Source organism: Paenibacillus typhae (assembly GCF_900099765.1).
In the GTDB taxonomy this organism is placed as follows: domain Bacteria; phylum Bacillota; class Bacilli; order Paenibacillales; family Paenibacillaceae; genus Paenibacillus_AQ; species Paenibacillus_AQ typhae.
The window spans coordinates 1-21,764 of sequence record NZ_FNDX01000064.1 but is presented as its reverse complement, the minus strand read 5'-3'; the positions used below and the strand labels follow the sequence as shown (position 1 = coordinate 21,764).

Annotated in this window: 22 protein-coding genes; 12 read left to right on the top strand and 10 right to left on the bottom strand. The window is 50.0% G+C overall.

Features of this window, described 5'->3' with window-relative positions:
- Positions 1-89 precede the first annotated feature (89 nt).
- Positions 90-959, bottom strand: coding sequence for a hypothetical protein (locus BLR64_RS28495; protein WP_139172132.1), 870 nt, complete (start codon positions 957-959; stop codon positions 90-92).
- A 290-nt stretch (positions 960-1,249) separates the two neighbouring features.
- On the opposite strand from BLR64_RS28495, the gene BLR64_RS28490 reads away from it, so the two are divergent.
- Together BLR64_RS28490 and BLR64_RS28485 are read left to right on the top strand one after the other, a co-directional pair.
- Positions 1,250-1,612 carry a BlaI/MecI/CopY family transcriptional regulator gene (locus BLR64_RS28490; RefSeq protein ID WP_090719916.1) on the top strand — a complete coding sequence of 121 codons (363 nt, stop codon included), beginning with the start codon at positions 1,250-1,252 and terminating at the stop codon, positions 1,610-1,612.
- 2 nt (positions 1,613-1,614) lie between these two features.
- Entirely contained in the window at positions 1,615-3,744 is a 2,130-nt protein-coding gene (locus BLR64_RS28485) for a M56 family metallopeptidase (protein ID WP_090719913.1), read from the top strand.
- Between the two features lie 99 nt (positions 3,745-3,843).
- Here BLR64_RS28485 and BLR64_RS28480 read toward each other — a convergent pair whose 3' ends face one another.
- On the bottom strand, positions 3,844-4,395 hold the full coding sequence (locus BLR64_RS28480; protein ID WP_090719911.1) for a DUF1697 domain-containing protein: 552 nt from the start codon (positions 4,393-4,395) through the stop codon (positions 3,844-3,846).
- Positions 4,396-4,588: 193 nt separating this feature from the next.
- Here BLR64_RS28480 and BLR64_RS28475 point away from each other — a divergent pair, with 193 nt between their 5' ends.
- The 7 genes from BLR64_RS28475 to mnhG all read left to right on the top strand — a co-directional run bounded on the left by BLR64_RS28475 (position 4,589) and on the right by mnhG (position 11,076).
- Complete coding sequence (locus BLR64_RS28475) at positions 4,589-5,197, top strand: adenine nucleotide alpha hydrolase family protein (RefSeq protein ID WP_090719909.1); 609 nt, start codon at positions 4,589-4,591, stop codon at positions 5,195-5,197.
- 67 nt (positions 5,198-5,264) lie between these two features.
- Positions 5,265-8,135, top strand: coding sequence for a Na+/H+ antiporter subunit A (locus tag BLR64_RS28470; RefSeq protein ID WP_090719907.1), 2,871 nt, complete (start codon positions 5,265-5,267; stop codon positions 8,133-8,135).
- On the top strand, positions 8,135-8,470 hold the full coding sequence (locus BLR64_RS28465; protein ID WP_090719905.1) for a Na(+)/H(+) antiporter subunit C: 336 nt from the start codon (positions 8,135-8,137) through the stop codon (positions 8,468-8,470). The genes BLR64_RS28470 and BLR64_RS28465 overlap by 1 nt, the downstream gene beginning before the upstream one ends.
- The gene (locus BLR64_RS28460) at positions 8,467-9,945 is read left to right on the top strand and encodes a Na+/H+ antiporter subunit D (protein ID WP_090719903.1); all 1,479 of its coding nucleotides are present in this window, start codon (positions 8,467-8,469) and stop codon (positions 9,943-9,945) included. Before BLR64_RS28465 ends, BLR64_RS28460 begins: the two co-directional genes overlap by 4 nt.
- A gap of 6 nt (positions 9,946-9,951) precedes the next feature.
- The gene (locus BLR64_RS28455; RefSeq protein ID WP_090719900.1) at positions 9,952-10,431 is read left to right on the top strand and encodes a Na+/H+ antiporter subunit E; all 480 of its coding nucleotides are present in this window, start codon (positions 9,952-9,954) and stop codon (positions 10,429-10,431) included.
- Complete coding sequence (locus BLR64_RS28450) at positions 10,428-10,721, top strand: Na(+)/H(+) antiporter subunit F1 (RefSeq protein WP_090719898.1); 294 nt, start codon at positions 10,428-10,430, stop codon at positions 10,719-10,721. Before BLR64_RS28455 ends, BLR64_RS28450 begins: the two co-directional genes overlap by 4 nt.
- Entirely contained in the window at positions 10,696-11,076 is a 381-nt protein-coding gene (mnhG, locus tag BLR64_RS28445; RefSeq protein ID WP_090719896.1) for a monovalent cation/H(+) antiporter subunit G, read from the top strand. Before BLR64_RS28450 ends, mnhG begins: the two co-directional genes overlap by 26 nt.
- 111 nt (positions 11,077-11,187) lie before the next feature.
- Here mnhG and BLR64_RS28440 read toward each other — a convergent pair whose 3' ends face one another.
- Entirely contained in the window at positions 11,188-12,435 is a 1,248-nt protein-coding gene (locus BLR64_RS28440) for an MFS transporter (protein ID WP_090719894.1), read from the bottom strand.
- A gap of 264 nt (positions 12,436-12,699) precedes the next feature.
- Between BLR64_RS28440 and BLR64_RS28435 the strand changes: the two genes are divergently transcribed.
- A complete protein-coding gene (locus BLR64_RS28435; protein WP_090719892.1) occupies positions 12,700-13,803 on the top strand; it encodes a metallophosphoesterase in 1,104 nt (367 codons plus the stop codon).
- A 68-nt stretch (positions 13,804-13,871) separates the two neighbouring features.
- Here the strand turns inward: BLR64_RS28435 and BLR64_RS28430 are convergent, their stop codons facing one another.
- From BLR64_RS28430 to BLR64_RS28405, 7 genes are all read right to left on the bottom strand, one after another.
- Positions 13,872-14,633, bottom strand: a complete 762-nt coding sequence (locus BLR64_RS28430; protein ID WP_090719890.1) for a DUF975 family protein — start codon at positions 14,631-14,633, stop codon at positions 13,872-13,874.
- Positions 14,634-14,922: 289 nt separating this feature from the next.
- Positions 14,923-15,144, bottom strand: a complete 222-nt coding sequence (locus BLR64_RS28425; RefSeq protein WP_090719888.1) for a hypothetical protein — start codon at positions 15,142-15,144, stop codon at positions 14,923-14,925.
- Between the two features lie 343 nt (positions 15,145-15,487).
- Positions 15,488-17,548, bottom strand: a complete 2,061-nt coding sequence (locus tag BLR64_RS28420; protein WP_090719886.1) for a methyl-accepting chemotaxis protein — start codon at positions 17,546-17,548, stop codon at positions 15,488-15,490.
- A gap of 164 nt (positions 17,549-17,712) precedes the next feature.
- A complete protein-coding gene (locus BLR64_RS30485) occupies positions 17,713-17,868 on the bottom strand; it encodes a hypothetical protein (protein ID WP_167360803.1) in 156 nt (51 codons plus the stop codon).
- Positions 17,869-18,061: 193 nt separating this feature from the next.
- Positions 18,062-18,394 (bottom strand): hypothetical protein, encoded by a 333-nt coding sequence (locus BLR64_RS28415; RefSeq protein ID WP_139172130.1) that lies wholly within the window; start codon positions 18,392-18,394, stop codon positions 18,062-18,064.
- A gap of 105 nt (positions 18,395-18,499) precedes the next feature.
- Positions 18,500-19,390 (bottom strand): sulfurtransferase, encoded by an 891-nt coding sequence (locus BLR64_RS28410; protein WP_090719882.1) that lies wholly within the window; start codon positions 19,388-19,390, stop codon positions 18,500-18,502.
- A gap of 85 nt (positions 19,391-19,475) precedes the next feature.
- Positions 19,476-20,003 carry a hypothetical protein gene (locus tag BLR64_RS28405; RefSeq protein ID WP_090719880.1) on the bottom strand — a complete coding sequence of 176 codons (528 nt, stop codon included), beginning with the start codon at positions 20,001-20,003 and terminating at the stop codon, positions 19,476-19,478.
- A 233-nt stretch (positions 20,004-20,236) separates the two neighbouring features.
- Between BLR64_RS28405 and BLR64_RS28400 the strand changes: the two genes are divergently transcribed.
- Both BLR64_RS28400 and BLR64_RS28395 read left to right on the top strand, forming a co-directional pair.
- Positions 20,237-21,250: a phosphotransferase enzyme family protein gene (locus tag BLR64_RS28400; protein ID WP_090719878.1), complete on the top strand. Its 1,014-nt coding sequence runs from the start codon at positions 20,237-20,239 to the stop codon at positions 21,248-21,250.
- A gap of 231 nt (positions 21,251-21,481) precedes the next feature.
- On the top strand, positions 21,482-21,764 hold a 283-nt coding region (locus BLR64_RS28395), incomplete at its 3' end, for a transposase (RefSeq protein WP_167360802.1).

Sequence of the window (21,764 nt, the reverse complement as noted above, 5' to 3'; positions counted from 1 at the left end):
AAGAATAAATCTTTTAGACACGGCAAAAGACCGAATCGGCTGCTCTGGGACAACGTTGATCCGGCCATCAATTTGAAAGGCATAGGTGTTCAGGTAAGCTGCCGCTTCAACACTTCTGCATCCTCAATGCATAACGGATTCGCCCAAAAGTCCACATCCGGACGCTCAAGAAGTATTTTAAGGTTCTTGTACTCAGCCATAAATGCTGTAACAGGATGATTTGTTAAACGGTGTCCGTTTTTTACATCAAGCAGCCGTATTTGCTGGAATAAAGCATCTCTGTCCACAGCAAGGTCATTAAGATTAATGATCCAATAAGGGAAATCACCACAGAGGCTTAACATCATAAACAGCCGGTCCTCCTCAGCCGGACCTTCGCTAAATAGCCTGCCCGAAGGATAATATACTAAACGCTGCTCTCTGGATCGTTCATTACATTCAAATTGCTGATACCTGAGGTCTAGCGGCTTGCCGGTGTACTCAGTAACGATCTGCTCCAAACAATTCTCGTACCATAAGGCATTCCCTATAGTGTCAGCTTTTTCTGCAATAAAGTAGAGAGAATCAAACTTATCCGCTCCTACAGGTCTGCCATACCAGGCCCCGTCATCAGAATAAATATATCCTTTTGTCAGTTCAGCCAAAGCAGAGGCAATAAGGCCATAAGCCAGATTGATAATGGCAGGCTGCCCCGCAGATCTGCGGAAAGACCAGTAATGACCGATAGACAAGGAATCATTCACATTGATGTATGTATCGCCATATTCTCTGAAACTATCCCAAATCTCCAAAGTAAGCTCATCAACCTTACAGTAATAGGCATCCGTCCCTCCGCCATCACCCGGCTCGACATAAAACCAAGCATACTCTGCATCCCAATCTGCAGTTTGGAGACATGCATCCCCTGGCAAAAGGATGGCTTCATCCAGCCGGACATGAATTTGCGGCATCTGCTTCACTTCATATCCTTCTAAAAAGCGGCTCAGCTTCCTGTTAGCAAGCTCCAGCAATGCTGTTACCGTTGGAACTTCAGGGAGCCCTGGGTACACTTCAAATGTTGTGCTGGCTAAGCAATATAGAAGATTTTAACAATAAATTCAATGTAATAAAAAACTTGAGGAGATTGAAACAAGCAGTAGGTGCGCCTGCTATCTTTTTATGTACTTGTGTATCGACAAACCGGTCTACAAGTTGTAAACTGGTAAAAACAGGAGGTCTACAAATTGTAAACCGCAAGGGGTTGAATATATTGAAAACAGTAAAGCTGACGGAAACAGAGGCCAGACTAGCAGAGCTGATTTGGAAGGGGGAGCCGCTGCCCTCCGGAGAGCTGGTGAAGCTGTGCGAAGCCGAGCTGGGCTGGAAGAAATCGACTACCTATACCATGCTGAAACGGCTGGAGGCTAAAGGGCTGTTTCATAACGGAGACGGCACGGTGGTGTCACTGATCAGCAAGGAGGATTTCCATGCTGAGAGAAGCAAGCAGTTCGTGGAAGAGACGTTCGGGGGATCGCTGCCGCGGTTTCTCGCTGCGTTCACACGCAGCCGGAAGCTGGAAGAGAAGGAGATTGACGAGCTGCTGAAGCTGATTAACGAGAAAGAGGAGGAATAGTCATGACGGCTATTTTTCAGACCGTGCTGCAAATGAGCGTTGCCGGAAGCTATGTCATCCTGCTTGTACTGATTGCCAGGCTTATACTAAGAAAGGCACCTAAGCTGCTCTCTTATATCCTCTGGTTTGCGGTGCTGTTTCGTCTGCTCTGTCCTTTATCCTTTGAAACGTCTTACAGTCTGTTGCCGGAACTGGGAACAGGCAATCTGCAGACAGCCGCAGACGATACAAAGACATTAGTGCAGCGTCCTCTGGTTTCAGCATCAGAGCCATCTGGAGCGGCAGAAGGCGCTACTGGCGGCATCACTGCGGATAAGGACGGCGTGGCGGCAGGTTCTGCTTCACCGGGAATGGCTGGAACAATGCCTGTGGCAGCTGAAGCCGCCAAATCATCCTCTGAACACTGGCAGACTGTGGCGGGTTATATCTGGCTTGGCGGAATGTCAGTTATGCTGAGCGGCGGCCTTGTCTCAGCCATCCGGTTAAACAGACAATTGAAGGGGGCCCGGCATCAGAGTGGAAACCTCTACGAGTGGGGCGGGGCAAAGACTCCGTTCGTGTTCGGCCTGCTGAAGCCCCGCATTATTTTGCCCGCAGGGCTTGGAGAACATGAACGCGGCTATATCATCCGGCACGAGCAGGTTCATATCAGCAGGCTTGACCATCTGGTGAAGCTGGCCGCTTTTGCCGCGCTCTGCCTGCACTGGTTCAATCCGCTCATCTGGCTGGCTGTCCGATCCATGGATGAGGATATGGAGAAATCCTGCGATGAGGCGGTGATCCGGGAGCTGGGCAGCAGCATTAAGAAGGACTATTCTACCTCTCTGCTCTCGCTGTCGACAGGCAGGACCTTCACAGGCCGAACTCCGCTTGCCTTCGGTGAGAACAGCACGAAAGGGCGGATCAAAAATATTCTGAATTACCGGAAGCCGTCCTTCTGGGCGGTTACGTCAGCAGCAGCAGTAGTTATTATAACTGTTGCAGTTGCTGGTATAACGGGGAATATGCGCTCACAAAAGCTGACCGAAGCAGATTATGCCAGGCAATATATAGCGGACCAGATAGCCGGGATTGAGAACGGGATAAAAGACGCCGTCATTGTAGACAGCGAAATGACCGTGTTCGAGCAGGCCGGCCGGGTAGAGGGCCTGCTGCCGGAGCCGCTTGAGCTGTGGCGACTGGAATATCGGCTGGAGCCGGAAGACATGAGCAGACTGCCGCTGGCAGGCGGGATGAACGAGGTGGAAGGGAAAATTACCGAGGACAGCAGCTTGGGGAAGCCGGTGCTTGTGTTTGCATATGAAGGAAGCACCCCGCGCTACGAAGGTGTAATCTGGAGCGGACCATACGATCTGGGCACACCGGCCGGTAGGGAAACGGCCCTGCAGGTTTTCTTCGAGGGCAAAGGGATACTGGAACATGAGATGTACAGCGGTAATCATGCGATTGCGAAGTTTGTGATGTCGGATGGAACCTCTGCCCATCTGCTGCTGTCCCAGCCGGCAGTGCAGGGCGATTCGGGCATCTGGGTTGTCGAACGCTGGAAGGACGGCAACGGCTATGAGTATTACGAGACTCCGGATACATCCTTATCATCCGCCGATTATTTTGCCGGGCTGCAGGCAGAGGCAGACCAGGGGCAGCAGGCGGCTGAACGGCTGGACCCTCAGCAGGTCGCAGCTAGGTTCGTGCAGGATGAGCTTGGCTGGAACATAGCCAAGGAGAAGATAGACCTGCTGATTCCGGCAACAGCTGCAGATTTCACTATATCTCCCATAAGTGAGCTGCTGGGCTACGTTAGCGGTATGACTCTGGCGGAGCCAGGGTTTAAATTCGATAACGCAGAGTGGCTGACTGAGGATGAAGATCCGGCCAGGCTGCGGAGGCTGGGCATTGACCCGGAGCGTGATATGCCGGGAGGCTTCTACGTCCTGAATAAGCTCGCCATCAAGGACCCGCTGGAGCTGTCTAACGAAGCAGAGTTCACTATTATGGACGGCGCTGCACCCAAAGCAGTCAGCAGGGCGGAATTTATAGAGCGGCTTGATATAATGTCAGACTCCGGGATGCTTTGCACCGTTACTACACAGGATGGCAAGGTAATCCGGATAGCCGAAAGATATCTGCCATAGCGATAAATAGAGGCCGTACCAGAGAGCTTATAGCCATAAGCCTTAGGTGCGGCCTTGAGGCTTCAGAGCAACCGGTGCGCATACAAGAGGTGAAGGCTTTTATGCCCGCTGCGCTTCTGCCGCCAACATAAGCTGGTAAATCTTGCGGGTCGTATTCACATTACGCACGGTCATGAGCTTGTACACCGTGCTGCCGATGAGCTTGGCCATTGCACTTTGGATTACATTCTCGCGCTCCACGGAATACAATACGGCGCCGGGAACGTACAGGAGGGTGCCGATTCCGGGCTTCAGCGGGAGCTTGCCCAGTATGGATTCATCGTCTGCTTCTTCCCACAGGAACATGACATCGCTTCTGAGCTTGTCGTCATTGCTCCAAGAGGCAGGAAGGGCTGCTATGACTTTGCTGATTTCATCCAGATTCCGGATCAGAACTTTAATGTGAAGGCTGAAGTCCTTCGAGATAGCCTGTTCGAGTATTTCCGGCAAATCTTCCTGCGGATAATCAGCAGCAAAGATGATGTTCCCGGAATTGATATAGGTGGTTACGGAGGTCATACCGGCCTGTTCAAACGTCTGTTTGAGCTGCTTCATATTAATGATGTTGTTACCGCCCACATTGATCCCTCTGAGTAGCGCAACATAGATCATCGTAATCCCTGCTTCCTGTTAGCGTGACTTTACCATGTCCGTAAACTTTACAAACAGTATCGGAATAGATATACTTTAAATATAACATTTAAGGGTACAGAACAACAGAAAGGGGCCTTACGCCAGTAGGCTCCTTTTGTATTTCTTGCCCATTTCAAACAGGAGGGCGAAGGTCATTCACAAGGAAAAGATTATGGTTTGTGTTCATTATGGTCCCCACGGAGAGCGTCTAATCCGGCGCGGTGTCCAGCTGTCCGAGCTTATCGGGGCACCGCTGTATGTGCTTAATGTCGAAAGTTCGGACACGGATGAATACAATCAGAGCAAGGAAATGTTTATGGCTGTCTGGAAACGTCTGGCCGAGGAAGCCGGGGCTGAGTTCATGGTCCGCAAACGCCGGGGCCGCAAGACTACAGATGTAATCGTTGAAGCTGCTGAAGAAAAGGAAGTAACTCAGATCATTATCGGACAGTCCGCACAGACGCTGTGGCAGGAGCTGACCAAGCGCAACTTTGTCAATGAGCTGATCAGCAAAATGAAGATGATGGATCTGCATGTCGTGGCTGTCCAGCGGATGCGCGCGGGTCTTGAGGAAACGCATGAAGAAGGCGTTGTTTCTTATCTGGTCAAAAACGGCGGGGTTTATCAGCTTAGCGATGAGCCGGAGGGAACTGATTTTATTAAAGGGAAATTTTTTCATGAATTGCATACCGAATTTGAGAATGGCTTGTTCAGAATTGAGCAAGATGGTAAGGCGAGATATTTGCATATCTGCGAGGGGATTTTGACAGACCCGCTGTAGCCGGGTTTTGATTCTGGGAGTAAGTACCATTGTTCACAACTTAAAAATACAGGGTGGAAAAGGAGGCTTGCCTTTGCTTCATATAACCGTTCTTGTTCCGTTTCTGCTGGCCCTAATGATAGCGCTTCTCCGCGGGAAGCTGCCGAGACTCCATAGAGGATGGATGGTGCTTGCCGGACCGCTGGCGTTGTTCGTTTATTTTTTGACCCGCATACCGGTCATCAAGGGAGGGGACTCCGGATACGAGACTGTATCATGGATTCCGTCACTTGGCATTGATCTGGTGTTCCACCTGGATGGATTAAGTTTACTGTTTGCATTGCTGATTTCAGGGATGGGGACGCTTGTCATCACCTATTCCATTTATTATCTGGACAAACGCAAGGAAGAGCTGACCCCGTTTTATGTGTATTTGCTGTTATTTATGGGGGCTATGCTTGGAGTCGTATTGTCCGATAATCTGATGGTGCTGTACGGTTTCTGGGAACTGACCAGTGTCTCCTCATTCCTGCTGATTGCTTTTTGGCACCGCAGACAGAAGTCGCGTTACGGTGCGCTCAAGTCGATGCTGATTACCGTCTTCGGCGGTCTGGCGATGTTCGCAGGCTTCCTGATGCTGTATGTCATGACCGGGACATTCAGCATCCGGGAAATCTGGAGCCAGACGGGCGATATTAGCGGACAAACGCTATTTATTCCTGCGATGCTGCTTATTCTGCTGGGTGCCTTCACCAAGTCAGCCCAGTTTCCGTTTCATATCTGGCTTCCTGATGCAATGGAAGCGCCGACTCCGGTCAGTGCTTACCTGCATTCGGCAACCATGGTCAAAGCCGGCCTGTATCTGGTCGCGCGTTTCAGCCCGGTGTTTGCGGGGCAACATGAGTGGTTTTGGATTGTGTCGGGTGTCGGCCTGATCACCTTGATCTATGGATCGATCCAGGCGATGAAGCAGACGGACCTGAAGGCTCTGTTAGCCTACTCCACTATCAGTCAGCTCGGACTGATTATGGGATTACTCGGTATGGGATCGGCAGCTTCATTCTATACGGGTGAAGAGGCTGTATACTATACCGCCGCAACAACGGCAGCGCTGTTCCATTTATTTAACCATGCCATATTTAAAGGCTCACTGTTCATGGTTGTCGGAATCGTCGACCATGAGACGAATACCCGTGATCTGCGCAAGCTGGGCGGGCTGGTATCCCTGATGCCGGTTACCTTTACAGTTGCGCTGATCGGAAGCTTCTCGATGGCGGGTCTGCCGCCGTTCGCCGGATTCCTTAGTAAGGAAATGTTCTTCACTGCAGTTCTGAATATCAGGGAGCTCGATATCCTGAGTGTGCAATCCCTGTTTACAATCGTTCCGGTTGTAGCCTGGATTGCAAGCATCTTTACCTTTGCATACAGCATGATTATGGTTTTCCATACCTTCTTCGGAAAGTACCAGCCTGAGAAGCTGGATAAGAAACCGCATGAGGCGCCGTTCGGGCTGCTGCTGTCGCCGATCCTGCTGGCTTTGCTGGCAGTGGTGACCGGCCTGTTCCCGAATATGCTGTCCAAAACGCTGATTGTACCGGGTATGAATGCGATCCATCCGCAGATAGCAGCGGGCTCCCCTTTTTACGTCAATATTTATTTCTGGCACGGCTTCACTACCGAAGTCTGGATGACGCTGGGTGTTATTATTCTGGGGATTGTTGTGTACCGGATCTATGGCCGGCTTAGCCTCGTGGATAAAGAATGGGGCAGAGGCCGGGGCTATACGCTTAACCAGGTATACGACGGCAGCATCCGGCTCGTCGAGCGGACTTCACGTTCGATTACCGGGCTCTATATGACGGGCTCCATGCGTCATTACCTGATGTATATTTTTACATTAATTATTGTGGTTGTAGGCGGGTCCATGCTGTATACAGACGGCATTACACTAGGTCAGGGCGAATATGCCCCGATTTCCTTCTTTGAAGTAGTTGCCGTACTGGTCCTTCTGACCGGTACACTGGCCATTCCGTTTGCCAAGTCGAGGGTGTCGGCGATTCTGCTGACAGGTATGGTGGGCTACATGGTAACGCTGCTCTTTATCCTGTTCCGTGCCCCTGATCTGGCACTTACCCAGATGATTGTCGAGGTAGTGTCTGTCACGCTCTTCCTGCTCTGTTTCCGGCATCTGCCAAGGCTTGGGCGGGAGAAGGTTAAATTCAAGCTGAAGCTGCCGAAGCTGATTATATCCATCGGGTTCGGAGCAACCATGACGCTGGTCGCCCTGGCGGCGCTTGACAGCAGCCCGTTCGAATCCATATCAACCTACTATACGGAGAACAGCTATAAGCTGGGTGGCGGCAAAAACATCGTCAACGTTCTGCTGGTGGATTTCCGCGGCTTTGATACGATGTTTGAAATTACCGTATTGGGACTGGCCTCGCTGGCCATTTATTCCATGATCAAGCTTAAGGTGGAGCCGGACAACAAGCCTGCAGCCGTAAAAAGCATGTTTGACGATGAGAAGCCCCGCTACTCCCGCAGCAACGATGTGCTGCTTCAGTCGGTGGCAAAGGTTGCATTCGTCATCATCATTACGTTCTCGCTGTATCTGTTCTTTGCCGGTCACAACAATCCGGGCGGCGGCTTTATCGGAGCCCTGATGGCTGCGGCAGCGCTAATATTGCTGGCTATCGCGTTCGGTATGGATTTTGTCGAAAAGGTTCTTCCGGTCAATTACCGCATGCTGATAGCAGTTGGTATCCTGCTGGCTTTCCTTACTGGTATAGGGTCATTTGTATTCGACGCACCTTTCCTGAGCCAGGCTTTCGGCTATTTTGAACTGCCTGTGATGGGCAAGACCGAGCTGACTACAGCGATGCTGTTCGATCTCGGCGTCTATCTGGCGGTTATTGGTGTCACTATGAATATTATCTTTACGATCGGGAGGGATAACTGATGGAGCTCCTAATTGCCCTGGCGATCGGTGTCTTGTTTACTGTAGGTGTGTATCTGGTACTCTCCAAAAGCCTGCTTCGTATCCTGCTGGGGACGACACTGATTACTCACGGGGTTCATCTGCTGCTGCTCACCATGGCCGGACTCAAGACCGGTGCTTCACCGCTGCTTGGCGAAAAAGCGGATTCTTATGTCGATCCCCTGCCGCAGGCGCTTATCCTCACCTCGATCGTAATCAGCTTCGGGGTGTCGGCGTTTTTCATCGTTCTTGCTTACCGCGCGTACCGCTCTGCAGGGATGGATGATGTGGAAGGCAGCAAGGGGGAGAGATCATGAACAATCTGCTGGTGCTGCCTCTGCTGATTCCTGCTTTTACGGCAGTGATCCTGATTTTCCTGAAAGAGCAGATTGGCCTTCAGCGTATGATCAGTGCGGTCAGTGTGTTTCTGAATATTGCAGTTGCTGTAACGATTGTATACCAGGTCAAAACAGACGGGATTCAAACGCTGCATATGGGTGGATGGATACCCCCGTACGGCATTGTCTTTGTTGCTGACATGTTTGCGGCCCTGCTTGTCCTGGTGACGGCGGTCGTGGGTGCAGCCTGCCTGTTCTTTTCCTTTGCCAGTATCGGGGAGGAGCGGGAGCGGTTTTACTACTACACGTTTTTCCATTTCCTGCTGACGGGAGTGTTCGGCTCCTTCTTGACCGGTGATCTGTTTAACCTGTTCGTCTGCTTTGAGGTGCTGCTGGTTGCCTCCTATTCCATGATCGTGCTGGGCGGTACAAGAGTCCAGCTGCGCGAAACGCTGAAATATATACTGGTCAATGTCATTTCCTCTGCTCTGTTTGTAGCGGCAATTGCCTATCTGTATGGTGCGACAGGGACGCTTAATATGGCGCATCTGGCCATGCGTGTAGCAGAGGCAGGGCAGGGCGGTGTCATGAATGTTATCGCCGTGCTGCTGCTGCTCGTATTCTCGCTTAAGGCGGGTCTGCTGCTGTTCTTCTGGCTTCCGGATTCCTACAGCGCTCCTCCGCTGGCGGTAAGGGCGTTGTTCGGCGCATTACTGACCAAAGTGGGACTGTATGCCATCACCCGTGTGTTTACGCTGATCTTTATCCACAATCCGGATTTGACGCATTCATTAATGGCCTGGATGGCGGGAGCAACGATGATTCTGGGAGCGGTCGGAGCGCTGGCGTACAATGATCTGAGCCGGATTTTCAACTATAACATAGTTATCAGCGTCGGCTTTATTGCTTTTGGTATTTCGGTCCTGACCCAGGATTCGCTCAGCGGGGCCGTGTTCTATCTGATGCATGACATGATTGCCAAGGCGCTGCTGTTCTTCCTTGGCGGAATGATTCTGGCCGCTTCCGGAACAGAGCAGCTGAAACAGATGGGCGGCCTGATCCGCAGATACCCCTATACAGGGTGGATGTTCTTTATTCTAACGCTTGCCCTGGTGGGTGTACCCCCGCTTAGCGGCTTTGCCGGAAAGGTTATGATGATCCGCAGCGGATTTGGTGAATTGCATGTAGCCCTTTCTCTGATTGCGCTGGCGTCAAGCTTCGTTGTCCTGTACTCGCTGATCAAAGTGTTCCAGGAGGTATTCTGGGGCGGCGAGCGAAGCGAAGAAGAGATCCGGCCCCTGCGCTACAAGGCGATGATGGCCCCGGCTGCTGTACTGTTTGTCCTTCTGATTCTGATGGGTATCGGTGCCGAGACGGTGAACGAATATGTTCTCCAGGCCGGAGCTGTGCTTGCTGATCCGGCACAATACATTAACGCTGTCATGAAGGAGTAGATGCGGATGGCTTTTCAAATATTGTTGAATTTCATGATAACGTTCCTGTGGATGTTCCTGAACAATGACTGGACAGCTTCCGGCTTCATTGTCGGCTATGTGCTCGGTATTCTTGTACTGTTTGGATTGCGGCGGTTCTTTAACGGCCGCTTGTATATTGACAGAGGATGGGCTGTAGTAAAATTGGCTATACTGTTTCTCCGGGAGCTGGTCGTATCCAGTTATGTGGTAGTAAAGGCGGTGCTGAGACCCAATCTTGATATCCGTCCGGCCATTCTAATGTACACTACGGAGTTAAAGTCGGACTGGGAGATTGCTGTGCTGATTACCCTGCTATGTCTGACTCCGGGATCGGTTGTCCTGGAGGTATCCAAAGATAACCGGACCTTATATATTCATGCTATGGATATCGAAGATGCTGAAAAGTTCAGAGACAATATCCGCAATACGTTTGAACGCGCGATTCTGGAGGTGTCCCGTTCATGATCCACTTTATACTCATGCTGTCGGTTTCCATCATGGTCATATCCATCGGCATTTGTGCCTGGAGACTGGTGAAGGGGCCGTCACTGCCTGACCGGATTGCCGCACTGGATACAATCGGCATTAATCTGCTGGCAATGGTGGCGGTGCTCTCGGTACTCTTTAAGACCCAATCCTTCATTGAATATATTCTGCTGATCGGAATTCTCTCTTTTATCGGAACGATGGCCTTAGCCAGATATATCGAAAGGAGAGTGGTATTTGAACATGGAAGTGATCACAACGATAGTTGAACTGCTGTTTGCACTGCTTATTCTGACAGGGGCACTGTTAAGTGCGGTCAGCTCGTTTGGACTGATCCGTCTGCCCGATGTGTATCTGAGATCACATGCTGCGGCCAAAAGTGCCACGCTTGGTGTCCTGTGTGTGCTTAGCGGCGCGTTCCTCTACTATGCCTTTTTCCTCGATTACATCAGCGCGAAGCTGCTGCTGGGGATTGTGTTCGTATTCATGACCTCGCCTTTGTCGGCTCACCTTACCGGGCGTGCTGCATACCGGACCGGCGTTCCGCTGTGGAACCGGCGTATCCAGGACGATTTGAAAGAGGTCCTGGAGAAGGAGAGGGTCAAGTCTGACCCGACTGCATAGCTTCAGAATTAAACAGGGATGTCTTCCGGCCATAGCTGGCTGAGAAGCATCCCTGTTTTTTTATGCTATGTGCCGCTCAGAAACGGCTTGAGCTTAAAGCGGACGTAATCATCAGTCCGGCTGCGGGTAGCCGGTACTGTGCCCTGTACGTCTGCGGTATACATATAGCATGACATACGAGAGGACAAATGCTGCAGTTACAAGCCATAATGGAATCCGCGGGTCCAGCTTGTAAGCCCAGCCGCCGATGATGCCCGCAGGTGCGGTGAACAGCAGGATCAGCACGGACAGCATGGAAAATACCTTGGCTCGTTTGTCATCATCTATAGCGTTCTGTACGGCAGCTTCCAGATAAGGCGAGCTGATCATCAGTCCTACAGCCGCCAGAATGGTACTGAGTCCGATCCACAGCAGGCTGGAGGAAGGGTGGATCACCAGCATGACATTCGAGAGTGCAGAAAGTCCAAATCCGGCCATCATGGCGTTATGGGCAGCCTGATCGGGAATCTTGGGCATCAGCAGCCAAAGGGTCACCAGCATAATGACCGAGGAGACTGCCGGGAAAAGAGAGATGATGCCGCTGTCAATCCGTAAGTAATCTGCCATATATAGAGAGAGATAAGTTGTCTTCAGCGTTGCCTGAAAATTGAACAGGATGTATACGCCAAAGATCAGCAGCAGATTGCGGTCTGTCCCCAGCTCCCGGAAAGCGCCGCCATATATGGCCATGCTCTCTCTGAGTCCCAGATCACGGGTCTCCTGGCGCTTTCTGATTCCTGCCTCCGTCTCACGTGTCGTCAGCTGGCGCCCGACAAACTGAAAGGTCATGAACAGAAAGGCGATCACATACATAATCCGCATGCCTGTGACCATACCGTACTGATTCACCAGAAGGCCACCCAGCGGTGCGAATAATCCGCCGATTACACTGATGATCTGCAGCAGGGTGAATACATAGGTCCGGTCAGAGGGACGGGTATCCTCAACAATCAGACAATAAAATGCGATATGCGGTACACGCTGGAAGCCGTTAATGATGGCAGCCGCCACAAAAAACCACAGGTTTTGCGAAAAGGCCCATAACAGGGTAGCCAGACTCCAGCTGAGCAGATCAAAGTACAGAATCGCCCGTTTGCGGCCCATGCGGTCGGTTAAATATCCGCTCAGTAGAGAGGAAAGTACCTGCACAATCAGACCGATGGTTGTAATCCAGCCAATGTTCAGCTCGGTTAGTCCAAGCTCGTACATGTACAGGGTAGCATAGGTGGAGAACATGCTGTACGGTATCAGGAAAAAGGGCTCAAAGGTCAGGCAGCCCCGGCTGTTTCCCTGCAGCCGCGGAAAAATGGTTTTTGCCATGAAGAAGTCCTCCGGATAGTAGTAAGAGATTATGAAGTCCAAACTATTAAATGATAATTATTAGATAATGTCAATATAAGGGCTGATAGAGGGGGCAAGTAACCGGCTGTGGCAGAAACCGCTTCTAAGTAGAAAGCGTGCCTGGTGCGGTAACCGCGGAAGTTGCAGCGGGGTTTGAAGTTACAGTAGACTAGGTTATAGCAACAGCTGAGCATCCGAAAGATCATAGAATGCTGCTTTCACTCCAACAACAAGGTGGTTATCATGTTTATTATTCTCGGACTTGTATTTATTCTTTTGTACGCTGCAATTGTATTCTATATCGGCTGGAGCGGCTGGAGCTGGATTAAGCCCGCGGTATCGGCCAGATTCCGTCTGGTCTATATCATTCTGCTTGTTTTTCTGGCAAGCTCGCTGATTCTGTCCAGGGTTGTTGCCGGATCAGCTGTCTTGAGCGTAATAGGCAGCTATTGGCTGGCCCTGTTCAGCTTATCTGTGCTGGTGCTGCCTGTTATCCATCTGATCGTCTGGTTAACGAAGCTGTCCCGCCTGCCGCGCCATGCCGTCCAGAAATGGTCAGGAATCATCACTTTGCTGCTGCTGGCTGGTCTGATCGGGTTCGGCAGTTTTAATGCTTTCAGCCCGGTTACACGTTCCTATGACATCAGGATCGGCAAGCCTGGCCCGGAGAGCGGCAAGCTGCATATTGTGATGGCATCAGATATGCATTTTGGCTACCTGTCCGGCAAAAGCCATGCAGAGCGGATGGTCAAAGAGATCAACGCACTTAAACCCGATATCGTACTGCTTCCCGGGGATATTGTGGATGATGATATTATGCCTTACAAAAATAAGGGGATCGGGGATATTTTATCCGGAATAAAAGCGCCGCTTGGCGTGTATGCCTCCCTTGGGAATCATGACCGGTTCGAAGGGGAGACACAGGAGCTGATCAGCCTGCTGGAGGAGAGCGGAATGCAGGTGCTATATGACGAGACCGTCCAGATTGGAGACTGGCTGACACTGGTAGGGCGGAAGGATTACAGCGACAAGGAGAGGGCGGGGCTGGCTGATCTTATCAAAGAGACAGACCGCACCAAGCCGGTTGTGATGCTGGAGCATCAGCCGGTTGAATTCGCCGCCGCTGAGGAGCAGGGCATTGATCTGATGCTCTCCGGCCATACCCACCGCGGGCAGATCGCGCCTGCCAATCTGATTACCTCGCGGATTTTTGAAAATGACTGGGGTTATCTGCAAAAAGGGCAGATGCACTCCATCGTATCCTCCGGATACGGCTTCTGGGGACCCCCGATCCGCATCGGTTCCCGGTCGGAGATTGTGTCTATACAGGTGACGTTTGCTGACTGAAGGGTTGTTGCAAAATGACAGGAGGCAGCCTGAGGGCTGCCTCCTGAGTTCATTTATCGGAGAATCCTTTATTTGAAGAAAGGGGGGTCCATTAAACGGAGCTCGTACTCATTGGTTAAACCTCCGGCAAGCGCATTCCGGCGCAGGTCCAGGTAAAGCTCTGCCTTCGTCGCATTGACATAAGGCTGCACAAACAAGACGCCGATGCCGAGTGCCAGCAGACCCAGCAGCATCCAGCCGAGAAAGCTCAAATCAAGCACAAATATCCGGAATTTCTGACCATGTGTCATTTGCCTGCTTAACTCCACTGCACGATTGTAACCAATGTTCGGATTGTCCGCGAGAATAAACGGTACCTGGCTGTAAGAATAGGATTTAATGATACCTGGAATGATCAGAAGCAAAAACCATAAGAATAGCAAAAAATTTCTCCAGAGCATAGTTCCCACTATAGACCAGTACCGGTCTTTTCTGAACGAGTAGCCGATATGCCGCATACTGACTTCACCCTCGGCAGACTGCTTGAAATAACGCTGGGAGCCAACGATAAGAGGTGAGCCAATCAGAATATGAAAAGCAATTCCTAACAATACGATGAACAAGCCTATGAATAGTGCAATAAAAAGAAGAGGCCCTAAAACGCCCCAATCGGAAACAATACCGGAGTTTGTCATTTCTGTCCGTCCCGATGATCCCCAGTTTCGGTTAAAACTTGGGATGCCCGCACCTTCCCCGAGAATGACCAGGATTAAGCTCACTACAAACGCCTTCCAATACGAGGTCCTGAGGACATTCTTGGCCCTGCGTTTCAAATCTGCGCGTTCCCACATAATTAAACCTCTTTCATATGTATTTTGTTCTTTGTCTTACAATAGATAACATAAAATATGCCATAAGACAAACTATTCATGACCACCTTACAGATGTTTTTTTTGCCGGTTTCTCTGTTTTATAAGTCTGAGGGGTGACTCCAGCTAGTGACCGTTGATAATAAAAGTCCAGGTGGAAGGGAAACTCTACAGGCGGGGCTCTCCTCATATGTAAAAGCCGGACCGACCTTCCGAAGGTAAAGCGTTCGGAAGTCAAGCCCGGCTGGCGTGCTTTTAATGGAGCGATTAGCTATTCTGCTTTTCCGTTAGATCCGGATTCCTGGCGCTTGATTGCTTCCTCATCGCGTACTGCGTTCAACTCATATTCATTCTGGTGAAATTCCTTGAGCATATTACGGTAGATATGGGCCTCCTGATGGTTCAGACCATCACGGTTTTCTTTTAAAACCCAGTTTTCGACTGTCTTTTTAAGAAGTTCGCCTTTTCGCTCCAGCAGTTCCGTGTAACCCAATGTACTTCATCCTTTCAGTTTAAGAGTGCAGACTCCCGATTGAGCCTGTATAGTTGGTGATCCGCAGCTTTAACTTCACACCCGGCGTAATGTTTATCATTATACAGTAAAGCCTGAATGTGCCCAATTTGTATAAGCTGTATTCATAGGGGGTGAGTGCGGCAGAGACAGGAACAGAAGACCTCAGCGAACCTCTCCGTAGAAGTACGCCCGGATGCTCCGTTATGCTTACAGATGCGTCTTACAGTTGCTAAGTAAAAAGAACAAAGAGCCTGCGCTTGGCGCGGGCTCTTTGTCCGGATAAATATGGTTTTATTTGACTGGAGATTACTTTGTGATCCCGTCACTCAACCTTGAACTGTTTAAGCTCATTCTCCAGCTGTTGGGAGATTTGGCTGAGCTGTCTGGATAATTCAGCGACCTGCTCGATGCTGCCCAGTTGCTCCTGTGTATTGGCACTAACCTCTTGAGTGGAGGCGGAATTCTCCTCGGTTGTAGACGAGATAACCTCGATTGCCTGCAAAATTTCATCCTTGTGCTTGTGGATAACGGAGGTGTTATTGCTGATCTGAATCATCCTTAGCTTTAATTCCTCTAAATCCCTGTTCAGGTCAAAGAATACCTGCTTGGCATTCTCTACGGAGCTGGCGTTTTCCTCGGCAATCTTCAAGGCATTATTAGTGTGCTCCACTGAGATGATTGTTTTTTCTTCAATCGCACTGACTTTTTTGTAGATTTCCTGAGTCGCTGCTGCTGTTTGTTCAGCGAGCTTGCGGACTTCTCCGGCAACCACTGCAAATCCCCGGCCATGTTCACCTGCACGTGCCGCCTCAATTGAAGCATTTAACGCCAACAGGTTGGTCTGGGCGGCAATTTGATTCACAGTGCCCACAATGCCCGAGATCTCATGACGGCTTGTATCAATGGACTCTATAATAGATGACACCGCCTGAGTGGATTTGTGGTTGTCTTCCGCTGATTTGGACAGCTGCTCTACCAGGGCAAGACCTGATTCGCTCAGCTGCGCGGAGATTTGCGCCATATTTTCTACAGCCTGTGCATCACTGGTGATTTCGTTAATCTGATCCGACAGTGCACCTGTTTTATGCAGAATACTCTCTGATTCCTCTGACTGATAGTTTGTGGCGTTTGCAATCTCATTGATAGCCGTCGCCGTTTCGTTCATTGTTATTGCCGTTTTGGAGGAGATAGCCTGCAGATTATGGGAAGATTGGGCCAACACCTGAGTAGTATTAGTGATTACTTGGATCATTCCCTGAATCCTCTGGACCATGCTGGAGATACCCTGGGCAATTTGCCCGATTTCGTTGCTCGAATGTTCCCTGAACTGAACCGTCAAATCCCCGTCCTCAATCCGTTTGATTGTAGTGAGCAGTCTTGGGATGGATCTAAGCAGGTACCGGAGCGTGACATAACTGATCAGCACCAGCAAAAGGGCAGCCGCTGAAAAACCGGCAATCGTGTTCCGGGTAAAGGATTTCAGTTCACTGAGCGCCTCATGCTGAGAAATAGTCAGGCCGACAGACCAGCCTGTATCCTCGCTGGTAGCATAACCGATATAACGGGCTTCCCCATTGTCGTTAATCAGCTCAACGCCGGTATCGCCTTTAATCATTTTTGTGCCGATTAAGCCGAGGTCACCCGCGCTCTCATTGATTTTTTCATTCAGGACTTTGTCTTCGTCCGGGTGATACAGCAGGTCGCCGGACCGGGTGGCCAGCATGGAATAACCGGTGCTGCCCAGAGAGTAGCTCTGCATGATGGCCGGGATGTCATCAAAAGCAATATCTGCCGCAATAAAACCGATCAGTTGATTGCTGTCATTTTTAATCGGATAAAAGATTCCCATCAGCAAAGTGCCGGTGTTGACGTCAGCATAGGGTTCAGAATAATACAGGCCGTCAGCTTCGCTGGCAGGCTTGAAATAGGGGCGTGAACGGATGTCAAAATCAGACTTGGAGGCGACACCGTCATTTTGCAGAAAATAACCCTTTCCGGATAATCCGGCAACCCAGGCATCGGCAAAGGACGGCTCCGCCTTTACAATTTCCGCCAAGGTCGCTATGGTATCAGCAGCATGAGGAGATGTGGTTACCTGATCTGGTGTTGTGCTTTCAATATATTGCTTGAAGAGATCATTCGTGGACATTTGTTTGACCAGTGAGCCCTTTTGTTTAAACAAGGCGTCAAATTGACTGACAATGCCCTGGGTTTTGGTCATAAGGATTGACTCCTGCTGGTTGACCAGAATGCTTTTGGTGTTCGAAAAGAAGAAGGTACCCAGAATCGAGAAGACGACAACGATAATGACTAGCAGGACTAGGGCCAAAGTGTTTGCAATACTCGAAAATCGGAATGGCCGTTTTTTAATTAGCTGTGACATAAGTCATCCCCCGAATACATATTTGAGCAAAGCTCTTGAATAATATGTCGGAATATGGGCGAAATTCTTTTAGATTTCATAAGAAAACCGGCGTGGAACGTCGCTCCATACCGGTTTTGCACAAATCATTAGGTTGTCGAACGCATTAATATTATCGTCCGGCACTATTTCAAAATGTATTTTGTCACAGTATTACTGAACCAGTTGTCTGTCAGATAGAGCTCGCCTTTTCCCGCATAGATATATTGATGTCCGGCGTTATAGTCGTTCCACAGTGTGGAGAGATGGTAGTTAATCTGCAGATTCCCCGGATCAAGCACATAGAAATCCTCACTGGCCCAATCCCCTTCGAAAGTCTCCGGATCGATTACTGCCGGACGCTCCTGCCACTGGTACTGCTACGGTCCTTAGGGTTAAGCGTGCGCACCCAGTTCCTTTTGCCGTCCGTACCGAATCCGATTAGTTTGTAGTCAGTCATACTGTATAAGGAGACTCATATGGACCTATCTGATTTTATTTGCTTGAAAGCGGACCGTTTTTAGTTGCTTTATAATACTCCTCATCGACTTTGACCGCTATAGCTTCATCCATATTGACTCCATTAATCATGTATAACGTGCTTCCCACAGGGACCTCATTGGATTCACCGTTTTTTGTCGGCATAGGATGTGTTATCTTCTCAATCGGGCCGATTTCTTCACCGATATCTTGAATTTTTAAAGTTGTGTTAGATAAACCATACATGTTATTGTTTATAGCCACTGAGCTTGGATAGCTGGATGAATGCTCTTTAGAACATCCTGTTATTAATGATATACAAAGTAATATCAAAAAAACTTTTCTCACTAATACCCCTCCCCAATTCACTATAATAAAATTTTCAGGTGAATTAATTATACTTACAAATAGCTCCTAATCCAAAGAGCCTGCGCTTGGCGCAGGCTCTTTGGGTTACTTTTCTCCAGAAGCTATAGGGTTGTCCTCATAACTAATCCAGTCACTCCAGCTTCCGGCATACAGCCGCACATTCTTGTATCCCGCTTTCTCCAGCGCCAGCACGTTCGGGCAGGCGGTTACGCCGGAGCCACAGTAGACGATGATCTCACGGTCTTTGTCAAGGCCAGTGAAATGCTCTTGCAGCTCGTCGGCGCTCTTGTAGCTGCCGTCAGCATTCTGCGTGTTTTTCCAGAAGTAGTTGAGCGCGCCGGGGATATGGCCGGCTTTTTTATCGAGCGTCTCATTCAAGCCTTGATAACGGTCATTCGCCCGCGAGTCGATCAGGATCGGCAGGACGGGGTGGGGAGCCGTGGAGTCACTGTTAACCGTATCACCCATAGCTGCAACAGTCTTTTCAGATACCGTCCGCACCTCATCCACACCAGCGAGCATCTGCGGCTGCACATTTGCCACAAATGTACTCGGCACACGAATCGGCTGATGATCTGTTACCGGATATTTTTCCGCTTTCCAGGTACCGAAGCTGTCCTCCAGAATAAATACCTGCTCATGCCCCAGGTAGCGCAGCAGCCACCAGAGACGGGCCGCGTTCATGCCGCTTTCGTCATCATAGGCTACAATACGTGTATCATTGCTGATGCCAAGCCGGGAGAGACGGGCTGCAAGCACCTGCGGGTCGGGCAGCGGATGGCGTCCGCCGTGTTCAGTGACCGGGCTGGACAGGTCCAGCTCCAGGTCGAGATAGACCGCTCCCGGAATATGCTCCTGTTCGTAGCTTTCCCGGCCGGCCTGAGGCTTGCCTAGTGTGAACCGGCAGTCCACAATCGTCTGCTCGGGGTCATATAATCTGGCCAGCAGCCAGCGTTTGGATACAGTTGCTTCCATTATGAATCCCATCCTTTGCGCTATGATATGTATTGCATTATTATAACGGAAAAATTACAGGGACGCATACACGCTCCTAATCCATTTATTCTGTTACGTTGCCGTACGTTTTTTTCCAGTGCTCCAGCCACTCCGCATAATTCAGTCCTTTTACCTCTTTGAGTGTTTTTCCTTCAATTGAATACGCTCCTCCCACCATGACGAGATTCTTTACTTTGCTTAGAGGAACCGAAGTTCCGCCAATGACCTTGCTGTCAACAAGCATAACAGCCACGCAAATCCTGTGATCATCCGGACTGTACTGCTGTTCCAAAGGATGACCCTTCACAATGAATGGATAGGTGACGATGTCTTTTCCGAAATAGGCGTCAGGTTTCTGCTTCTGAACCCCCCAAAGCTGCATATAATCGAGATTCTCAAGCGTTTTCTGCTCCAATGTATATTTGGTGGCCTCTCCTTCATGAGCTACAATCGTATAACCAAGAGCTTGAACATAGTCGGCTGCAATTTGCTCGTCGGTTTTACCTTCGCTGAGGTTATCTTGGTTGCCGCATCCTGCCAATGTTAACAGTACAAGACTGAGAAAAAGGGAAAGTGTCGCACGGATTTTCAACAATAGCCCTCCGGTCTAAATGTTTTTAGCTCATACTATCACACCAAGAAATAAATGGAATAAGCAAAGTAAAACGTTTACCGTGAAAAATATAGAGATTATCCGTCTAGCTTATCCTGCTGTAATATTTCAATAGTCATTTTGGAAAAGGGGTTTGACACACTGGTTTGACAGCTATAGTATTGCTTTTGAACTAAGTGGTATCGATATTTATGAGAGAGAGGCATGAGTCTGTGGAAACAATCGTGAGGGAGTTTTGGCCGGAATGGGCCGGAGCGCTAAAGAAGCGCAGCGGAGGCTGGAACAATACAACCTATATAGTGAACGGGGACGGGCGGAAGGGCGTTCTGCGCATTTATGATACACATCGTGACAGGGAAAAAATAGAATTCGAACATTACGTGCTGCTTGAGCTGAGTAAGCTGTCATTACCATTCAGTACACCGCTTCCGGTTCAAACCGTATATGGAGACACGCTGGTGCAGCTGGAAGGGGAAAATGGCAAATTTGCCTGCATGTTCAGGTATATTGACGGAGATTCTCCCGGTGAGGAGGCTACCGGTTATTACGAGTCCTTCGGATTGTCTGCAGGACAGCTGTCGTCCGTTCTGTCTGAATTAGATCCCGGCCCGAAGCCGGTTTACCGTCCCTATTACGAGCTCCGGCAGGCGTATCCGTTATGTACTGATGAGACGGTCCGGGAGCTGTGCATGAATCCGCCGGAGTCGCTGGCCGAGCTGAAGGTGGAGCTTGGCAGGATATATGCGGCCTATGTAAATATTGCAGACTCTCTAAAGGAACTGGAAACGCTCCCGCATCAGTTGGTCCACGGAGATCTCAACGCTTCCAATCTGCTGGTAGATAAGGATGATCACAGCCGGGTTGCGGCACTGCTTGATTTTGAATTCTGTACCTATGATTTGCGGGCCATGGACCCTGCAGTCATTCTGTCAGGGCTGCTGGGCCATCCGGAGCAGCAACAGGCAGTCCGTGATTTCTGCAGCGGCTTTAGCCGGAGCGTAACGCTGACCGCTGAAGAGCTGACAGCGATCCCGCTCCTGATGCTGCTGCGCAAAGTCGATGTGTTTCTGCATTTTGCCTCCCGTTATCTGGAAGGGACGGACGAAATCAGCGTGCTTCATGAGCAGACGCGGCTGCTATCCGCTGATCTGATCCAGCTGTCGGCTGGAACAGCAGCGATTGTGGAGCTTTTGCGGGAAGAGCAGGGTAGATCTGGCAGGAGTTAGCGCGGGATAGGCGGCATGAATATGAAACGCGGGAGAGCATAGCGCTGTTGAAATACTGTTACGGCCCCTACGGCAGAAAATGTTTGTTCACCAGGTATACCGATTTTGAGTGAACTAAATGGAAAATCGCCAACTAATTCCGTGTAAACTTGCGGTTTCTCTCAAGCCCCCTAATCGAATTGGAGTCCTCAAGATGCATAAGGTACACTAATAGAGAAGGGGATGAGGAACATGAAGAGCAATAAGTTGTACGACGAACAACGGATCAAAGTTGCCCAAGAAGCGATTAATGGAACAAAGATATCTTTCCTTGCCCGTAAGTATTCAGTTTCTCCGAGCACGATTGCGAACTGGGTGAAGTTCTACAAAGAACGATTCGGTGAGCAGGCAACACCCTCTGTTAGCGAACGTATCGAAGATGCAAAACGTGTTCAGGAGTTAGAGGACAAGATGGACACTGCGATTAAACTCCTAGGCGAAAAAGATCTAGAGATCGAGCTTCTGCGTGAACTGC

Coding starts and splice junctions, on each gene's coding strand:
- BLR64_RS28440 (WP_090719894.1), bottom strand. CDS start 12,435: ATGGCAAAAACCATTTTTCCGCGGCTGCAGGGAAACAGCCGGGGCTGC.
- BLR64_RS28465 (WP_090719905.1), top strand. CDS start 8,135: ATGGAGCTCCTAATTGCCCTGGCGATCGGTGTCTTGTTTACTGTAGGT.
- BLR64_RS28485 (WP_090719913.1), top strand. CDS start 1,615: ATGACGGCTATTTTTCAGACCGTGCTGCAAATGAGCGTTGCCGGAAGC.
- BLR64_RS28455 (WP_090719900.1), top strand. CDS start 9,952: ATGGCTTTTCAAATATTGTTGAATTTCATGATAACGTTCCTGTGGATG.
- BLR64_RS28410 (WP_090719882.1), bottom strand. CDS start 19,390: ATGGAAGCAACTGTATCCAAACGCTGGCTGCTGGCCAGATTATATGAC.
- BLR64_RS28460 (WP_090719903.1), top strand. CDS start 8,467: ATGAACAATCTGCTGGTGCTGCCTCTGCTGATTCCTGCTTTTACGGCA.
- mnhG (WP_090719896.1), top strand. CDS start 10,696: ATGGAAGTGATCACAACGATAGTTGAACTGCTGTTTGCACTGCTTATT.
- BLR64_RS28475 (WP_090719909.1), top strand. CDS start 4,589: ATGGTTTGTGTTCATTATGGTCCCCACGGAGAGCGTCTAATCCGGCGC.
- BLR64_RS28450 (WP_090719898.1), top strand. CDS start 10,428: ATGATCCACTTTATACTCATGCTGTCGGTTTCCATCATGGTCATATCC.
- BLR64_RS28430 (WP_090719890.1), bottom strand. CDS start 14,633: ATGTGGGAACGCGCAGATTTGAAACGCAGGGCCAAGAATGTCCTCAGG.
- BLR64_RS28480 (WP_090719911.1), bottom strand. CDS start 4,395: ATGATCTATGTTGCGCTACTCAGAGGGATCAATGTGGGCGGTAACAAC.
- BLR64_RS28420 (WP_090719886.1), bottom strand. CDS start 17,548: ATGTCACAGCTAATTAAAAAACGGCCATTCCGATTTTCGAGTATTGCA.
- BLR64_RS28435 (WP_090719892.1), top strand. CDS start 12,700: ATGTTTATTATTCTCGGACTTGTATTTATTCTTTTGTACGCTGCAATT.